Source organism: Stenotrophomonas sp. SPM (genome assembly GCF_003105135.1).
In the GTDB taxonomy this organism is placed as follows: domain Bacteria; phylum Pseudomonadota; class Gammaproteobacteria; order Xanthomonadales; family Xanthomonadaceae; genus Stenotrophomonas.
In genome coordinates this window covers 1-15,160 of record NZ_QETL01000097.1, presented here as the reverse complement: position 1 = coordinate 15,160, position 15,160 = coordinate 1, and the positions used below count along the sequence as shown (strand labels likewise).

12 protein-coding genes are annotated in these 15,160 nt (G+C 67.7%); 5 read left to right on the top strand and 7 right to left on the bottom strand.

Annotated elements, in window-relative coordinates; translation table 11 throughout:
- Positions 1-7: 7 nt before the first annotated feature.
- A complete protein-coding gene (locus DCO49_RS16340; RefSeq protein ID WP_116864911.1) occupies positions 8-601 on the top strand; it encodes a hypothetical protein in 594 nt (197 codons plus the stop codon).
- Positions 602-673: 72 nt separating this feature from the next.
- Here DCO49_RS16340 and DCO49_RS16335 read toward each other — a convergent pair whose 3' ends face one another.
- The 7 genes from DCO49_RS16335 to DCO49_RS16305 form a co-directional block, all read right to left on the bottom strand.
- Positions 674-1,840: a PQQ-dependent sugar dehydrogenase gene (locus tag DCO49_RS16335; RefSeq protein WP_207776499.1), complete on the bottom strand. Its 1,167-nt coding sequence runs from the start codon at positions 1,838-1,840 to the stop codon at positions 674-676.
- Positions 1,841-2,045: 205 nt separating this feature from the next.
- Positions 2,046-2,390, bottom strand: coding sequence for a hypothetical protein (locus DCO49_RS16330; RefSeq protein ID WP_116864909.1), 345 nt, complete (start codon positions 2,388-2,390; stop codon positions 2,046-2,048).
- 76 nt (positions 2,391-2,466) lie between these two features.
- A complete protein-coding gene (locus tag DCO49_RS16325; RefSeq protein ID WP_116864908.1) occupies positions 2,467-3,765 on the bottom strand; it encodes an amino acid permease in 1,299 nt (432 codons plus the stop codon).
- Positions 3,762-4,523 (bottom strand): L,D-transpeptidase family protein, encoded by a 762-nt coding sequence (locus tag DCO49_RS16320; RefSeq protein WP_116864907.1) that lies wholly within the window; start codon positions 4,521-4,523, stop codon positions 3,762-3,764. Before DCO49_RS16320 ends, DCO49_RS16325 begins: the two co-directional genes overlap by 4 nt.
- 15 nt (positions 4,524-4,538) lie before the next feature.
- The gene (locus tag DCO49_RS16315) at positions 4,539-5,387 is read right to left on the bottom strand and encodes a MurR/RpiR family transcriptional regulator (protein WP_116864906.1); all 849 of its coding nucleotides are present in this window, start codon (positions 5,385-5,387) and stop codon (positions 4,539-4,541) included.
- Positions 5,388-5,502: 115 nt separating this feature from the next.
- Positions 5,503-6,597, bottom strand: coding sequence for a dipeptide epimerase (locus DCO49_RS16310; RefSeq protein ID WP_116864905.1), 1,095 nt, complete (start codon positions 6,595-6,597; stop codon positions 5,503-5,505).
- Positions 6,594-8,033 (bottom strand): SH3 domain-containing protein, encoded by a 1,440-nt coding sequence (locus DCO49_RS16305; protein ID WP_116864904.1) that lies wholly within the window; start codon positions 8,031-8,033, stop codon positions 6,594-6,596. Before DCO49_RS16305 ends, DCO49_RS16310 begins: the two co-directional genes overlap by 4 nt.
- Positions 8,034-8,163: 130 nt before the next feature.
- On the opposite strand from DCO49_RS16305, the gene DCO49_RS16300 reads away from it, so the two are divergent.
- From DCO49_RS16300 to DCO49_RS16285, 4 genes are read left to right on the top strand one after another with little or no spacing between them, the layout of a single operon-like run.
- Positions 8,164-9,630 carry a transglutaminase domain-containing protein gene (locus DCO49_RS16300; protein ID WP_116864903.1) on the top strand — a complete coding sequence of 489 codons (1,467 nt, stop codon included), beginning with the start codon at positions 8,164-8,166 and terminating at the stop codon, positions 9,628-9,630.
- A 51-nt stretch (positions 9,631-9,681) separates the two neighbouring features.
- Complete coding sequence (locus DCO49_RS16295; RefSeq protein WP_116864902.1) at positions 9,682-12,705, top strand: TonB-dependent receptor; 3,024 nt, start codon at positions 9,682-9,684, stop codon at positions 12,703-12,705.
- Between the two features lie 44 nt (positions 12,706-12,749).
- Positions 12,750-14,273, top strand: a complete 1,524-nt coding sequence (locus DCO49_RS16290) for a serine hydrolase domain-containing protein (protein WP_116864901.1) — start codon at positions 12,750-12,752, stop codon at positions 14,271-14,273.
- On the top strand, positions 14,206-14,919 hold the full coding sequence (locus tag DCO49_RS16285; protein WP_116864900.1) for a M15 family metallopeptidase: 714 nt from the start codon (positions 14,206-14,208) through the stop codon (positions 14,917-14,919). Before DCO49_RS16290 ends, DCO49_RS16285 begins: the two co-directional genes overlap by 68 nt.
- Positions 14,920-15,160 lie beyond the last annotated feature (241 nt).

Below are 15,160 nucleotides of genomic sequence, written 5' to 3'. Positions count from 1 at the left end.
CCGCGCCATGCGCAAGATTGCTTTCCTGATTCCGGCCCTGCTGCTGGCCGCCTGTTCGCAGCCGGCGCCGCCGGCCGAGCCTTCTGCCGACGCGCCGCCGCCGATGACCGGTTCCACGCCGGCCGAAGCTGCCGCCAGCACCACGCCCGATGCCGCTGCCGCACCGCAGGCCGCCGACGCGACCGCAACCGCTGCACCAGCGGCGCCAAATGACGTTTCTGGCACTGTCGAACCCGCTGCAGAAGGCGACGTGCATGCGCGCATCGACGCCGTGCTGGGTGATTCGGCGCAGTACGAAAAGGTCTTCAATGCATTCAAGACCGCCGTGGTCGGCGGTGACCGCGCCGCGGTGGTGGAGGAAGTGCGCTTCCCGCTGAACATCGCCGGTGGCAAGAAGATCACCGGTCCGGGCGAGTTCCAGCGCAACTACGAAAAGATCATCACCCCGGCAGTGGTCAAGGCGATGTCCGAGCAGGAGTTCGGCAAGGTCTTCGTCAACCAGCAGGGCGTAATGATCGGCGATGGCCAGGTGTGGTTGACCGGCGAGTGCCTGGACAAGGCCTGCGCCCGTACCGAGGTGAAGGTCGGCACCATCCAGTAAATGCAGACGGCCCCGCGTGATGCGGGGCCGTTGGGTAGGGGCGATGCCGGCCAGCGGCCGGCACTACCGGGGTCAGGCTTTCGGGGTCAGCTTCAGCAGGCGTGCCTTGCTGCCGTCTTCCAGCAGCCACAGTGCGCCATCGGGGCCCTGTTCCACTTCGCGGATGCGCTCGCCCATGTTGAAGCGCTCTGCTTCGCGCGCGTTCTCGCCATCGAAGGCCACCCGCACCAGCGAGGTGGAGGACAGGCCGCCGATGAAGGCGCTGCCCTTCCACTGCGGGAAGAGGCTGCCGCTGTAGAACATCAGGCCGGCCGGCGAGATCACCGGGTTCCAGGTGACCTTCGGTGCGGCGAATTCCGGACGGGTGTCGTGGTCGGGAATCGGGCGACCGTCGTAATGGTCGCCGTTGGAAACGATCGGGTAGCCATAGTTGGCACCACGCTGGATCAGGTTCAGTTCGTCGCCGCCGGCCGGGCCCATTTCCTGGGCCCACAGCTTGCCGTTGGCGTCGAAGGCGATGCCCAGTACGTTGCGATGGCCCAGTGACCAGACCTGGGCAGCGACGCCGCCCTGCGAGGCGAACGGATTGTCCGCCGGCACGCTGCCATCGTCGTTGAGGCGGATGATCTTGCCGAGGTTGCCGCTCATGTCCTGGGCCGGATCGAACTTCTGGCGTTCGCTGGAGCTGATCCACAGCTTGCCGTCCGGGCCGAAGGCGAGGCGGTGGCCGTAGTGGCCCTGGCCGCTGACCTTGGGGGTCTGCCGCCAGATCACCTTCAGATCCTTCAGCGCGCCGCTGCCATCGGCATTCAGTGCCAGGGTGGCGCGCGCCACGGCCGCACCGCGGGTGTCGAGCGTGCCTTCCTCGGCGTAGCTGACGTAGACCACGTTGTTGCGGGCGAAATCAGGATGCAGGATGACATCGCCGAAGCCGCCCTGGCCGCCGTAGGCCACCTTCGGCACGCCGGTGATCTCGTGCTTCTGGCCGCTGGCCAGGTCCAGGTGCTGCAGCTTGCCGCGCTTTTCGGTGACCAGCAGGCTGCCATCGGGCAGGAAGGTCGTTGCCCACGGCTGGTCGAAACGGCTGACCTCGGTGGCGGTGAACGGGCGCTGGTCGGCGCTGGTTGCTGCCGGGGCGGTCTGGGCGGCCGCTGTCGTATCGGGGCCGGCCGCGCTGCAGGCGGTGGTGGCAAGGATGGGCAGCAGGCCCATGGCGAGCAGCAGGGGCGCACGTTTCAAAGAACGGGTCATGGGTATCTCCAGGTGGGGATGCGGATGGCCAAGCCCCGTTGTACCCCACTGAAGTGAAGAGACGCGTGGTCCAAAGGTCCTGTCGCGCAGCGGCAGCCGAGCGCTGGGCGGGTGCTACAGGCGGTGGCCTTGCGTGCCGGATACGAAAAGAGCCGAGCATGGCCCGGCTCTACACGATCAACCGCAGCAGCAATCAGCTACCGCGTACGAGACGGGGATCGGCCATGTGGGCGTCATCCCAGCCACGACGCACTGCCGCGCGGGCCTGCTCCCATTCCAGGCGGCTCGTACCGCGTTCACTGGCCCAGCGGCCCTGCAGCTCGGCCTCGACCTGCTCGTAGGCGCGGATGATCTGGTCAGCCCGCGTTTCCTGCGCACGCGCGGCATGGCCGATGCGGTAGGCGGGCTCGTAATCGTCAAAGAGCAGGGTGTCGTCGTAGTAGGGCTCAGCGGTATAGCGATCGCGCCAGTAGTCGGTGAAGGTATCGCGCGGGGTGCTGTCATCCGGCACGCGGCCGGGAATCTGGTAGTCGGGCATCGGTCAGGCTCCGTGTGGGGACGAGGCTTGATCGTGCACATGTGCCGGTTAACCGCCCGGGCCGGTTGCGTGAAGATCAGGTCGCGTCGGCCTTGCGCGGCAGCTTGTAGATCACCGCGCCGATGGCGAAGGCGACCAGCGCGGCGGCGATGTTCTGCCAGCTGGCACTGGCGAACAGCGCCACGCACAGCACCAGCGCCAGCACCGGAATGAGCGGGCCACCGGGCAGCTTCAGCGCGCCCGGCCGGTCTGCGTAGCGCTTGGCCAGAACCAGGACCGCCGCGGCCGTGCCGATGTAGGCAAACAGGCGCGTGGTCATCGACAGCAGGGCCAGCTGCACGAACGAGCCGGACAGGGCCAGGCCCAGCGCGATCAGCCCCTGGCAGAGGATCGCCGCGGCCGGCGTGCGGAATCGCGGATGCACCTGCGCCAGCACCTTCGGGCCGTAGCCATCGCGGGCGAGGGCGAACAGGAAGCGCGGGCCCATCATCATCGTGTTGCTGTTGGTGCCGAGGATGGAGATGGTCGCACCGACGGTGAGGATCAGCGCCAGCGCTTCGCCACCGAAACCGGCCGCGGCATCGGCCAGCGGCGTAGCTGAACTGGCCAGGCCGGCCAGCGTGCCCTGCGCCACCAGCTGCACCGCACCGTAGATGACGGTGACGGTGACGATCATGGTGATCAGCGCGAACGGGATGTCGCGGCGCGGGTTGCGGTATTCACCTGCGGCGGCCGGGATGTTTTCGAAACCGGCATAGGCGTACAGCAGCAGCAGCGCGGCCTCGCCCATGCGCTGCAGGTCATGCGGGTCCGGGCGCTGGCCGGAGAACGCCAGCTGCGGGTCGATGTAGAACGCGCCGATGGCCACGAACAGCAGCAGCGGCAGCATCTTGCCGATGACCAGCACGATGCCGGTACGCGCCGCGGAGCGCACGCCGATGATGTTGACCCCGGTGAGGAAGCCCAGCGACACCACGATCACCGCGACGCGGCCCATGCCGGCGCCGGCCCACGGCCAGAAGCGCGCGACCGCATCGGCCAGCGCATTGCTGAGCGCGGCGGCCGAGCTGATGCGGGTCAGCCAGATCATCCAGCCGATCTCGAAGCCGGCGAAGCGTCCGAACGCCTCGCGCGCATACAGGTAGCTGCCGCCGGGTTCATCGAAGTAGCTGGCGGCCTGCGCGTAGCACAGCACCAGCAACGCGACGACGATGCCGGCGGCGACCACGCCCCACAGGCTGAAAGGACCGAGCAGGGCGACGGTGGCGGCGGGCAGCAGGTAGATGCCGCTCCCGACCACATCGTTGATCGACAGGCCGACGATCTGCCAGCGGCTGACCGCGCGTTGCAGCTGCGGTTCGTCCTGGGCGCTCAAGGGCGTGCTCCGGTCAGTGCGGGCAGCTGCCACTGCGCCTGCAGGCGTGCGTACTCGGCGCGCGGCAGCAGTACGAAGCGCGGCGTGTCCTGCGGCCGCAGCCAATCCAGCAGCGCCTGCATGCGCGCCTGCGGCATGGCCGTGCAGCCGGCGGTGGCCTCACCGGGCTGGCGCCACAGGTGGGCGAAGATGCAGCTGCCCTTGCCGGGCTGGTTCTGCGGGTTGTGCGCGATCACGAAGCCTTCCTGGTAGCGCACATCGCCCTTGCCGTGCAGGTCCAGCCGCATCGGTTCGGTGGAGCCTTCCACGGCGGCGCGGCCGACCTTGGCCGCATCGACGATGCGGTTGTAGAACGGCGAGGCCGGCACATCCATGCAATAGCTGCTGTCGAGCATCGGCTGGTAGGCCATCGCGGTACCGGGGCGCGTGCCGGCATACCCGAACGCACTGCCCAGCGCGAACACGCCGGCCGGGCTGCGGCCATCGCCTTCCTGCTTCTGCGGGCCGTCGCCCTGTGCCGGGTGCAGGCCCAGGCCCCAGGCACTGCCGCTGCGGCCCAGCGACACCGGGAAGGCCGTGCCCTGCGCGCGCCAGCCCTTGCCGTCGCGCACGAAGGCCTGTAGCTGACCCTGGGTACTGTCCCAGCCCTCGCTGGTGACCACGATCAATTGCCGCGCGCCATCCAGCGGCGCCGCGTGGAGGGACAGCGACGCGGCCAGCAGCAGCGCGGCGGTGACAAGGCGGGACAGCGGCTTCATCAGCAGGCGCTCCGGTCAGGAATCCAGCAGGTGGTCGATCCGTTCCAGGTTCACCGCAAGTTGCCGCTGGCGATCTGGATTGGCGTGGCAGAGCAGCACGAACAGGAAGTCGAGCAGGGCATGCATGGCGCTACGGTACAGCAGCTGCGCCACCTGCGGCGTGCGGTCGTAGGCGCATACGCCCAGCGAGGCATCGGCGTGCGCGCGCAGCGGGTTGGCGGTGTGGCGGGTGATCGACACCACCTTGCCGCCCATGTTCTGGAACTGCCGCGACAGCTGCGAGAGCTGCGGCAGGTTGCCGTATTCGGAAAACACCAGCAGCGCATCACGCGGGCGTGCCGCCGACAGGTTGGCCAGCAGCAGCACCGGATCGGTGTGCGGCACCACCAGCAGGCCGAGCAGGGACAGGCGCATGGCGAATTCGCGCGCGAACAGGCCGTCATCGCCCAGCCCGTACACGAACAGCTTGGGCGCGCCGTCCAGCAGCTGCACGATGCGTTCGATCTCCTCGCGCGGGTTGGCCTGGCGGGTTTCTTCCTCGGCCTGGGCCTTGCTGCGGCGCAGGGCATCGCCCAGGCGCAGGTAGTGATCCGCTTTGTCCGGTTCGTCCGGCGCCTGCTGCGGATCGGCACCGGCGCGGGCCACGTCCTGGCCGATGGAGTACTTCAGGTCCGGGTAGCCCTTGAAGCCCAGCTTCTGGCTGAACTTGACCACGCTGGACTGGCTGATGCCCAGCGCGCTGGCCAGCTGCTGCGAGGAGTAGTCGCGCAGCAGGTGGGCGTTGTCGAGGATGAAATCGGCGATGCGGCGTTCGATGGCCGACATCTGCCCGCGCTCGGTTCGGATTTTCAGCAGGGGCGGCATGCGGGGTGTCCGGGGGGCGGGAGGCGTTCTGTGGCGTGGGCAACGGCATCCACGCATGGCGTGGATCTACTGCGGTGCGGCCCTTGTAGAGTCGAGCCATGCTCGACTGCGCGGGTCAACCCAGCATCTCCAGGCCGCGCACTTCGGTGATGCCCAGCCCCGGTACGTTGCTGATGCTGATCTCCGATTCGTTGAAATGCACGCCGCCGCTGACCGGATCGAACTGGCCCAGCGAGGGGCCGTCCAGGTCGACCTTGGTGATCACATCGCTCTTGGCCACGGCCAGGTGCACGGCGGCGGCCACGCTGATGCTCGATTCGATCATGCAGCCGATCATGCACGGTACGCCGTAGATGCCGGCGATGTCGGCGATGCGGATCGCGTTGGACAGGCCGCCGGTCTTCATCAGTTTGATGTTGATGATGTCGGCCGCGCGCTGCTGGATCAGGTCCATCACCTGGCTCGGGCTGAACACGCTTTCGTCGGCCATCACCGGTGTGTTGACGCGGTCAGTGACGTACTTCAGGCCGGTGATGTCGGCGGCCTTCACCGGCTGTTCCAGCAGCTCCAGCACCACGCCGGCGTCCTCCAGCGCGCGCATGGCGTGCACGGCCTGCTTGGCGGTCCAGCCCTGGTTGGCATCCAGGCGCAGCAGGGCGCGGCCCTGCACGGCGGCATGGATCGCCTTGACCCGCTCGATGTCCAGGCCGATGTCCTTGCCTACCTTGATCTTCAGCGACTCGAAACCGCGCTCGATGGCCGACAGCGAATCGGCCACCATCTTGTCGATGTAGTCCACGCTTATGGTGATGTCGGTGGTGATGACTGGATCGCCACCGCCCAGCATCTGGTACAGCGGTGCGCCGTGCAGCTGCGCCCACAGGTCGTACAGGGCGATTTCCACCGCCGCCTTGGCGCTGGTGTTGCGCTCCATGGCGGTCTGCACCAGCGTGCACAAGTGGTTGAGGTTGACCACGTCCTGGCCGACCAGGCGCGGGGCGATGAAATGGCGGATCGCTTCGATGATCGAGCCGTGGGTATCGCCGGTGATGACCGCGGTGGCCGGTGCTTCGCCGTAACCGGTATTGCCGGTGTCGGTACGGATCAGCACCACCACGTCTTCCACGGTTTCCACCGTGCGCAGGGCGGTCTTGAAGGGGGTCTTCAGCGGCACGCGCAGCATGCCCAGTTCGATGGCGGTGATCTTCATTCGGCAGTCTTGGCCCGCAGGCGCTGGATGTTGGTGATGCGGTCGATGTAGCGGACGGTGTCGCTGGCCATCATCGGCTCCAGCGGGGTGACCGAGACACCATTGAGGTGAGCCTGCACGCGCGTGCCGTCGGCACCGTGCCAGCTGCCGCCCGCCGTATCGTGGATGACCCAGGTGCGGCCGTCGACGTGGCCGATGGCCATCATCACGTGGCCGGGGATGTAGACCAGATCGCCCACCTGCAGGTCGGTCACGGCGCGGTCGCGCGCGGCCTTGCCAGTCTTCTCGGTGAACGGCAGGCGGTCAAGCGCTGGGCTGACCGCCTGCGCGCTGGTATTGCGCGGCAGCAGCACGCCGAAGCTGCGGTAGATTTCGGAAACAAACCCGCTGCAGTCGCGGGTGTCGTAGTCATGGCCCCAGCCGTAGCGTTCGCCGAGGAACTTGAAGGCCTGCTGCAGCAGCAGGCGCGGGGTCAGCGCCAAGTACTCGCCGGCGGTGTCCTGCGAGCGCGGCAGCAGCGCCGGCACCAGCTTCAGCTGGCCATCGGCCTCGCGCACCGGCAGCTGCACTACCCACGCGGCATGCGCCTGCTGGCCGTTGACCGGCGTGGCCGCGGGCCAGTCGGCCAGCACCGGCAGGCGCACGCCCATGTCCAGCTGCAGGCGCGACACGCGCGGCTCTTCCGGGGTGAACGCGGTGTGCGCCACCGCGCCGGTGACGATGCGATACGGGCCCTGCGCGCCGTAACCGAGCACGCTGGCCCTGTCACCCGTGGCCACCGACTCGGCTTCGATCCACGCGCTGTAGCGTTCGCTGTGCACGAACAGCCAGCGGCCGTCGGCGCTGCGATGGACCACGGCGACCTTGTCACCGGGGAACAGCGCCGATTCCTGGAAGCGGTCGATATCGGTATCGCCGGTGCTGCTGAAGACGCGCTGGCGGGTCGGGAAGGTGCGCAGTGCCGCGCGCTTCACCACCAGACCGTACTGCGGCGCCGCCTGTGCGGCGATCGCCTGCAGGCCGAGGTTGGCCTCGATCGACGCGCGCATCGCGGCGGCGATGGGCTGGCCCTGGTCGTCATAGAGAGGGCGCGTCGGCCAGCTCGACAACGCGGTGATGCGGGTGCGCACCTGCGCGGCGGTCAGCTGCGCGGGCAGGGCGGCGATGTCCTGGATGTGCGCATCCTGGCTGCGCATGCGCGCGTTCTGCGCGTCGATCTGCGCGCGGTCGAGGATCGGCGCATCGGCGTTGTCCAGCCGCGCGGCCCAGTACTGCGGGGTCAGGTAGGCCTCGTGCAGGCCGATCACATAGGGCAGCGGCGCGCCGGGATCGGGCTGCGATGCGGCCTGTGCGAAGGCCGGCGCCGCCAGCAGGCACAGGGCCAGGGTCAACCGGCGCGGCCAGTGCCGGCGCTGTTCGCGGGAAGCCAGGATCATGCGCTCACACCCTCCTCAATGCCTCAGGGAATACTTATTCCTTTCGGCTGCGAAAGCAAGAATAAATTATTGACCCGTTACCCGGCGCGTGTTACACAGCCGTTACCACCCGCGCTGGGGAAGTGTCGCCGTGGATCCCGTCGTTCGCAAACTGCGTCTGCCTGCTGCTGCCGGCCTGTGTGCCGTGCTGCTGCTGTGGGCGTCGTCGGCGGCGGCGCAGGACGTGCGGGGGCAGGGTGCAGGCGAGACGCGATTGATCGATCTGGTCGACAGTGGCCACTTCGCGGACGCTGAAGATCTCCTGGCGCGCGGCGATCTACCCGCCACGGCGGCCTACCAGCGCGAGCGGATGCGCCGCATCCGCATGGATTTCAGCCTGGACGAGGCCACCGCGAAAACCGCCGTGCGCCGCTGGATTGCCGACCTGACCGATGCCGAATTCGCGCGCTGGGATCAGCTCGGCCTGATCGAACACCTCGATATCGACGGTACCCGCTGGTACTTCAAACGCGCACCGTCCAACCTGTTCCGGCTCAGCGATGAGGCACGCGCGCGCCGCCGTGCCGATGCACCGCTCCCGGCGCCGGGCCCGAATGAAGTGCTCAATGCGCATCACGCACGCGTGCTCGCAGCCGCTGGCCAGAGCGGCGGGACGTCGGTACTGCCACAGCGCATTGCGTTCACCCAGTCGCTGACGGTGAAGGCCGACGCCGTGCCCGCCGGGGAAACCATCCGCGTGTGGATTCCCTACCCGCGCGGGATTCCCGGGCAGCAGGAGCAGGTGCAGTGGCTGGGCAGCACGCCGGGCAAGGCGCGCGTGGCCCCGGACAGCACCCTGCAGCGCACCGCCTATCTGGAAGCGAAGGCGGTGGCCGGGCAGCCGACCCGGTTCGAGATCCGCTACGAGGCCACGATCTTCGCGCGGCATACGGCGGTGGATCCGGCACGCGTGCAAGCCACGCCGTCCGACCCGGCGCTGCAGCCGTTCCTCGCCGAGCAGCTGCCGCATGTGCGCTTCACCCCGGCACTGAAGCTGTTTTCCGACCAGGTGCTGCAAGGCGAAACGCGCCCGTATGAAGTGGTGCGCCGGCTGTACGCCGCAGTCGATCGCATTCCCTGGGCGGGCGCCCGCGAGTATTCCACCCTCAGCAACATCAGCGATTACGCCCTGCATGCCGGGCATGCCGACTGCGGGCAGCAGACCCTGTTGTTGATTTCCCTGCTGCGCATGAACGGCATACCCGCGCGTTGGCAGTCGGGCAGGGTGTTCTCCGATGATGGCAGCGGCTACAGCAACCTGCACGACTGGGGTGCGGTCTACCTGGCGCCCTATGGCTGGCTGCCGATGGACGTGACCACCGGTGCGCTGGCCAGCGATACGCCCGCACTGCGCGACTTCTATCTCGGTGGTCTCGATGGCTACCGCATCGCCTTCAACGATGATTTCGGCCAGCCGTTCGTGCCAGCCAAACAGCATTACCGCTCGGAAACGGTCGACTCGCAGCGCGGCGAGGCCGAGTGGGCGGGCGGCAACCTGTACTTCGACCAATGGGACGACGACTTCCAGTGGCGGGTACTGCCGGCCGGGCAACGCTAGCGCGATACCTCAACCACCACACCATTCAATTCTTGCAGGAGAGAGCAGGGGATGAAGGCTTACAGCATCAAGCGGGCGGCGTTGTGCGTCGCCCTTGGGGCGTGTCTGGGCATCATGCTGCCGGGCACCGTGATGGCCCAGACCGTGAGCGGCGCCGTCGCCGGCCGCGCAACCGCCGGTGACCAGGTCACCGTGGTCAGCAGCAGAACCGGCCTGACCCGCACCGTCACTGTCGGTGCCGATGGCAGCTACCGTCTCGGCCAGCTGCCGGTAGGCGACTACCAGCTGCAGCTCAGCCGCGAGGGACAGAAGCTGGGTGACCAGGTGGCTGTCAGCGTGGCCGTGGGTGGCACCACCACGGTCAACCTGGCCAGCGCCGGCGGCGTCACCAACCTGGATGCGCTGCAGGTGACCGGCACGCGCGTGATCAACCGCGTGGACGTTTACTCCACCGAGACCTCGTTCAACATCAACCGCCAGGAAATCTCGCGGTTGCCGGTGGCGCAGGATCTGTCCGCCGTCGCGCTGATGGCACCGGGCGTGGTCGGAGGTAATTCGTCATTCGGCGGCCTGTCCTTCGCCGGTTCGTCGGTGGCCGAGAACGCAGTGTTCATCAACGGCCTCAACGTCACCGACATGTACACCCGGCGCGGCTTCAGCACCGCTCCGTTCGCCTTCTTCAACGAGTTCCAGGTCAAGACCGGCGGCTATTCGGTCGAGTTCGGCCGCTCCACCGGCGGTGTCATCAATGCGGTCACCCGCTCGGGCAGCAACGAGTTCGAGGGCGGCGTGGAAGTGACCGCCGAGCCCAGCGCGTGGCGTGCCAGCGGGCGTGACCACTTCCACCGCGACGGCACCGCGCACTCCTACGGCAGCCGTGACAACAACTCGTTCTTCAAGACCAACGTCTGGGGTTCGGGCCCGATCATCAAGGACACGCTGTTCCTGTTCGCCATGTACGAGGACCGCGACGACCGCGGCCACAACACCTCGTCCGATGGCAGCACCTGGTTCAAGAACAACTCCGGCAACGGCTTCTGGGGCACCAAGCTGGACTGGAACATCAACGACAACCACAGCCTGGCGCTGCTGGCGTTCTCCGACGAGGGCGATGTCACCAACGCGTCGTATGGCTACGACTGGGATGACGACCGCATCGGCGACTGGGGCGGCGATTCGATCACCGAGACCGGCGGCCGCAACTGGTCGGCCACCTACACCGGCCACTTCGGGCAGAACTTCACCGCCCGCGCCATGGTTGGCCAGAACAACCAGCGCGCCTTCACCAACTCCTCGCTGGACCAGGCCTGCAGCCCGGTGTTCACCGACAGCACCTACGGCCCGCGCCTGGGCAAGCTGCAGGGGCTGCGTGCCGGCTGCCATCCCACCGGCACCGCCGTGGCCGAGCGCGATGACACCCGCGATGTCGCCCGCCTGGATTTCGAATGGCAGCTGGGCGACCACCTGCTGCGCTTCGGCCTGGACCGCGAGCTGATGACCACCGACCAGTCGACCCGTTACCCGGGGCCGACGGCGCTGAGCTACACCGCCTACCTGGCGCGGCCCGGCGATGAAGTGTGGGACGGCGCCAACGCCTATGTGCCGGCCGGCGTCACCGAGATGCTGCGCGCACGCAACCGCCAGTCCGGCGGCACGTTCGAAACCGAGGCCAATGCCTTCTACCTGGAAGACATCTGGAACATCACCCCGAACCTGATGCTCAACCTCGGCATCCGCTGGGACCGCTTCGAAAACCGCACGGCCGAGGGCAAGGCGTTCATCAAGATGGACGACCTGTTCGCGCCGCGCGTCGGCTTCTCGTGGGACATGCGCGGCGATGGCAGCACCAAGCTGTTCGGCAACGCCGGCCGCTACTACCTGCCGGTCACCAACAACATCAACGTCAACTTCGCCGGCGGCCTCACCGACGAATACAGCTACTACGTGCTGGAAGGCTGGGAGCAGAAGGCTTCGCCGACCGGTTCGGCCTACATGGCGCCGATCATCGGCGCGCAGATCGGGCCGACCGATACCCGCATGAACACCGGTGGTGCCGACCTGCGCCAGAGCGTGGACCGCGACCTGAAGGCGGTCTACCAGGACGAGTACATCCTCGGCTTCCAGAACATGATCAACGCCGCCTGGTCGTGGGGCGTCAACGCGACCTATCGGCGCATGACCCGCGCGCTGGATGACATCCGCATCAACTACACCCCGTGCGGCCCGACGCCGAGCACGCTGTGGCCGATCGGCAACCCCGGCGAGAGCCTGACCCTGTGGGGCGACCAGAGCATCGGCTGCGCCACCGAAGGCTGGATCACCATCGACACCGCCAACAGCGGCTACCGCAAGGGCGGCAGCGGCGAGGTCATCGGCTATTCCAGGCCCAAGCGCACCTACAAGGGCCTGGAATTCCAGATCGACCGCGCCTGGGACGAGAAGTGGCTGTTCAACGCCTCCTACCTGTGGTCGCGCAGCGATGGCAACTTCGAAGGCCCGGTGAACTCCGATACCAACTACGGCGACACCGGCATGGTGCAGTACTGGGATCATCCGGCCACCAATGAACGCTACGGCGTGCTGTTCAACGACTTCCGCCACCAGATCAAGCTGCGTGCGGCCTATGCGCTGAACCAGCAGTGGTCGTTCGGCACCACGCTGCAGGTGCAGTCCGGTGGCCCGATCACCGCCTATGGCGTGATGTGGCCGAACGACACCATCGCCGGTGGCAGCACCTCCAGCGAAGGCAGTGGCGGTGGCACCGGCTGGCTGTGCGTGGCCAACTGCTCCGGGCCGTATGACCAGCGCCAGTTCGTGTACAGCCCACGCGGCGCGTTCGGTCGCCTGCCGTGGACCTGGACGATGGGCGCCAACGTAACCTGGCGCCTGCCGGTGGAGGGCATCGACCTGAGCGCGCGGCTGTCGGTGTACAACCTGACCAACAACCAGAAGACCATCAACGTGCACCAGCGCTACGAAGCACAGCCGGGCCAGTACCGTGAAGCGACTTTCGCCACGGGCACGCGCTGGCAGGCACCGCGCTACACGCAGCTGGTGGTGACGTGGAACTTCTGAGGCATGCCGCGCGGGTAGCGTCGGGGTTCCTGGCGCTGGCCGCCATGCCTGCGGTGGCGGCGGAATCGACGGACGTCGCCGCCATCGATGCCGATGTCGCGGCCGTGGTCGAGCACGTGCATCTGCCCGGGCTGGCCATGGCCGTGGTCGAGCAGGGAAGGGTGGTCTACCAGCACGCCGAAGGGGCGCGCGGGGATGGCGGCCGCATCGACGAGGACACGCTGTTCAAGATCGCGTCCAACAGCAAGGCGATGACCGCCGCGCTGCTGGCGCGCCTGGTGGAGCAGGGCAGGCTGCGCTGGGATGACCCGGTGCGCAGGCACCTGCCCGGCTTCACCATGCACGACCCGTGGGTGGGCGAGCACATGCAGGTGCGGGACCTGCTCATCCACAACAGTGGCCTTGGCCTGGGCGCAGGCGACCTGATGCTGTGGCCGGAGCCCAACGCCTATACCCGCGCGGACATCATCGCCGGCCTGGCCCACCTGAAACCGGTCAGCAGCTTCCGCAGCGGTTATGCCTACGACAACCTGATGTACGTGGTGGCCGGTGAAGTAGCCGCCGCTGCCGGTGGCAAGCCTTACGACCAGCTGATGCGCGAGCAGGTGTTCGCACCGCTCGGCATGGACCGCTGCCAGGTGGGCGCATGGTCGGTGAAGCGCGTGGGCAACGTCGCCCAGCCACATGCCTGGCGTGGCGGCCGCAACGTGGTGGTCAACGCCGATGGTGCGACCAGCCCCGATCTGACCTCGATGGCTGCGGGCGGCATCCGCTGTTCGCTGCGCGACATGACCCGCTGGATGCAGGTACTGCTGGACCCCGCGTTGGTGCCCGGTTGGCTGGGCAGCGACCAGCGGCGCACGCTGTGGACGCTGCACATGCCGATGCCGCTGGGCGAGCGCCAGCGCCGCTGGGATAACGCGCACTTCATGGGTTACGGCTATGGCTGGCGTGTTTCGGACATGGACGGGCAGTGGAAGGTGGCGCACACCGGCACCTTGTCCGGCATGTATTCCTCGCTGGCCCTGCTGCCGGACCGCAGGGTGGGCGTGGTGATGCTGATGAACGGCGAGGGCGAGGACGCACGCACGGTGCTGATGCAGTCGGCGCTGAAGCGCTTCACCGCCCGTGCCGAGGGCCACACGGCGCTGGACTATCTGCAGGCGTTGGCCGATGAGCGGAGCCGGACCGATGTGATCGGCCACGTTGACGAGTATCTCGATCCGATAGCGCCAGCCGGTGCCGGCGCGCTGCAGGCGCAGCAGGGGCGCTACCGCGACCCCTGGCTGGGCGAGGCCACGCTGTGCCCGGTCGCGGGCACGCTACGGTTTGAGGTGCTGCGTTCGCCGAAACTGGCTGCGACCGTGATGCAGCAAGGGCGCCGGTGGCGGTTGCACTGGGATACGCTGGAGGCATCCGCGCAGGCATGGCTGCAGGCCGACGACGGTGCACCGCCCACGCTGCAGCTGCGCGCCCTCGATCCGGACATCGACTTCAGCTATGACTTCCAGGACCTGCATTTCACTCGTATTGGCGATTGCCCTGGCGGGCAGCACGCACGCCGCTGAGGCACCGCGCATCTCGCCGGCCACCGATGCGGCCAGCGCCGGTCTGCTGGAGATCCGCACGCTGGCCCCGCGCATCGAGCTGGACATCCGCTACGCCGGCGCCAACAACTTCACCGGCGCCCGCGTGCCGGGCTACGAGTCCTCGTCGTGCTACCTGCTGGCCCCGGTGGCGAAGGCTTTGGCTGCGGTGGAAGGTGACCTGCGCGCCGACGGCTACGCGCTGCGCCTATACGACTGCTATCGCCCGGTGCGCTCGGTACAGGCATTCATGGCCTGGGTGCAGGACCCCCACGAGCAGTCGCGCAAGGCCCTGCAGTACCCGGACCTGGACAAGCCGCGGCTGCTGGCCGACGGCTACATCGCCGAGCGCTCGGGCCACAGCCGGGGCGCGACGGTGGACCTGGGGCTGCTGGATTGCCGGGCGGGGACGTGCGTGGTGATGGACATGGGCACGGATTTCGATTTCTTCGGCGTGCGTGCGCATACCGATGCGACGGGGCTGACAGCGGCGCAGCGTGAAAACCGGCAGCGGTTGCTGCAGGCGATGGCGCGGCGCGGGTTTGCCAACTACCCGCAGGAGTGGTGGCACTACACACTGCAGCCGGAGCCGGATGCAGGGACGGCCTACGATTTTCCCGTGAGGTGAGGGTTTTTCTTGCAGGGCTTGCAGCCCTGCACCTGCTTCAAGCCACGTCAACGTCAACGTCAACGTCAACGTCAAATGCATGCATTCCGTGGGTTGGCGGGGTGGGTCCGGTTGAGGGGGACGCCGTAAATACGTCCATGTAGGCTTGGTCGCGGCTTGCTCGTGTGCGCTGTCCTGCGCACACGGCAAGACCGGGGTTGGGCGTCCTGCCCAACCCGCCCGAGGCATGCCTCGGGCCCAT

Bases quoted from the DNA above. Each gene is read 5' to 3' on its own strand.
- DCO49_RS16340 (WP_116864911.1), top strand. From the start codon at position 8: ATGCGCAAGATTGCTTTCCTGATTCCGGCCCTGCTGCTGGCCGCCTGT.
- DCO49_RS16330 (WP_116864909.1), bottom strand. From the start codon at position 2,390: ATGCCCGACTACCAGATTCCCGGCCGCGTGCCGGATGACAGCACCCCG.
- DCO49_RS16320 (WP_116864907.1), bottom strand. From the start codon at position 4,523: ATGAAGCCGCTGTCCCGCCTTGTCACCGCCGCGCTGCTGCTGGCCGCG.
- DCO49_RS16315 (WP_116864906.1), bottom strand. From the start codon at position 5,387: ATGCCGCCCCTGCTGAAAATCCGAACCGAGCGCGGGCAGATGTCGGCC.
- DCO49_RS16310 (WP_116864905.1), bottom strand. From the start codon at position 6,597: ATGAAGATCACCGCCATCGAACTGGGCATGCTGCGCGTGCCGCTGAAG.
- DCO49_RS16305 (WP_116864904.1), bottom strand. From the start codon at position 8,033: ATGATCCTGGCTTCCCGCGAACAGCGCCGGCACTGGCCGCGCCGGTTG.
- DCO49_RS16295 (WP_116864902.1), top strand. From the start codon at position 9,682: ATGAAGGCTTACAGCATCAAGCGGGCGGCGTTGTGCGTCGCCCTTGGG.
- DCO49_RS16290 (WP_116864901.1), top strand. From the start codon at position 12,750: ATGCCTGCGGTGGCGGCGGAATCGACGGACGTCGCCGCCATCGATGCC.
- DCO49_RS16285 (WP_116864900.1), top strand. From the start codon at position 14,206: ATGACTTCCAGGACCTGCATTTCACTCGTATTGGCGATTGCCCTGGCG.